Genomic DNA, 1724 nt, shown 5'->3' on the forward strand with positions numbered 1-1724 from the left:
GCCGCCGCGCCGGGCTCGACGCCACGCCGGCCGGCGGGCTCGACGGCGGCGCCGATGCCGCCGGCACGCCCGACGAACGGCCGTCGCCGGCGCCTGGCGGCGGGTGCTCGGCGTCCTGGCGGCGAACCCGGCCGACGACTTCTTCGCCGCCGGCGGGACCTCGCTGTCGGCGATGCGGCTGGTCGCCGTGCTGCGCGACGAACTCCGTCGGGACGTCTCCGTGGCGGACATCTTCGACGGCCGTACGCTCGGCGGTCTGGCCGCCCGGGTGGCCGGCGCGGACCGGCTCACCGAGCCGGAGCTGCTGCCGGGCCAGCCACCGACCTTGTCGCCGTCCCAGCGCCGGCTGTGGTTCCTGGACCAGCTCGCGCCCGACTCGGCGGCCTACAACACCGCCATGGCGGAGCGGCTGCGCGGCCCGCTGGACCTGACCGCGTTGCGCGCCGCGCTGCGGGCCGTCGTCCACCGGCACGAGGTGCTGCGCTGGCGGATCACCCGGGTCGCCGGTGCACCGCACGTGATCTGTGACCCGCCGGGTGACGTGCCGTTGAGGGTGGTCGACCTGTCCGGCATGGACCCGGCCGACCGGGAGACCGAGTTGCGGGCCTGGTTGCAGGCCGGCGCCGCGACCCGGTTCGACCTGGCCACGGGACCGGTGTGGCAGGCCGAGCTGTACCGGCTGGCCGCCGACGAGCACGTGCTGGCGATGACCTTCCACCACGCCGTGTTCGACGGTTGGTCGCAGGCGGTGCTGTACGACCAGTTGGCCACCGCCTACCGGGCAGCCCGGGACGGCACGGCGCCGCTGGACCCACTGCCGGCGACGTACGCCGACTACGCGGTCTGGCGAGCCGCCCGGGACGGCGGCACGGGCCGGACGACCTCGCCTGGTGGACCGCGCACCTGGCCGGCGCGCCGACCATGCTGGAGTTGCCCGCCGACCGGGTACGCCCGGCCGCGCAGACCTACCGCGGCGAGTTCGCCAGCGCCCCGTTTCCGCCGGAACTCGACGCCCGGGTACGCGCACTGGCGGCCCGGCTCGGCGCGACGCCGTCCACCGTCCTGCTGGCCGCCTTCGGTGAGGTGCTGCGCCGACTGCTCGACCGCACGGACCACGTGGTGGGCGTCGTGGTCGCCGATCGCCGGCTGGCCGCCGTCGCGGACCTGGTCGGGTTCTTCGTGGACATCGCACCGGTGCGGCTGCGCCCCGACGGCGAGCGCAGCTTCACCGATCAGGTGCTGGCCTGCCGGCAGGAGTTGCTCGACGTGCTGGCCCATCCGAACGCGCCGCTGGAGCGGATCGTCCAGGAGCTGTCCGTGCCACGGGACCCGGCCCGGCCACCGCTGGTCCAGGTGCTGTTCAACGTGTTCAACTTCGCCGAGCCGGCACTGGACCTGCCGGACCTGGTCGCCGAGCGGGTGCCGGCCGGTCTGCCGGGTTCGCCGTTCGACCTGACCCTCTACCTGGTCGAGCGGCAGGGTGTGCTGGCGCTGGACGCGGTCTACAACCCGGACCTGTTCGCCGCCGCCCGGATCGCCGACCTGCTCGACGGTTACCTGGCGGTGCTCGACTCGCTCACCGACGCGCCCGAGCGGCCGGCGGACTCCGTTCCGGCGCCCGCCGTAGCAGCAGCACGGCGATCAGCAGCTCAGTCATCGTCGTCGGGCTCCTCCGGGCGGAGCACCCGGACCTGCTCGATCCGGTGCCGCTCGACCTCGACCAC

Annotated in this window: 1 protein-coding gene and 1 pseudogene; both read left to right on the forward strand. The window is 74.9% G+C overall.

Annotation, left to right across the window (positions count from 1 at the left end; genetic code table 11):
- Positions 1-103 precede the first annotated feature (103 nt).
- A pseudogene (locus JNW87_RS41930) lies at positions 104-799 on the forward strand (condensation domain-containing protein); the annotation flags it as partial.
- Positions 800-921: 122 nt separating this feature from the next.
- The coding region (locus tag JNW87_RS40150; RefSeq protein WP_255544848.1) for a condensation domain-containing protein at positions 922-1724 on the forward strand (803 nt) is incomplete at its 3' end.

It is taken from the genome of Micromonospora sp. ATA51 (genome assembly GCF_016802855.1).
Classification (GTDB): domain Bacteria; phylum Actinomycetota; class Actinomycetes; order Mycobacteriales; family Micromonosporaceae; genus Micromonospora; species Micromonospora sicca.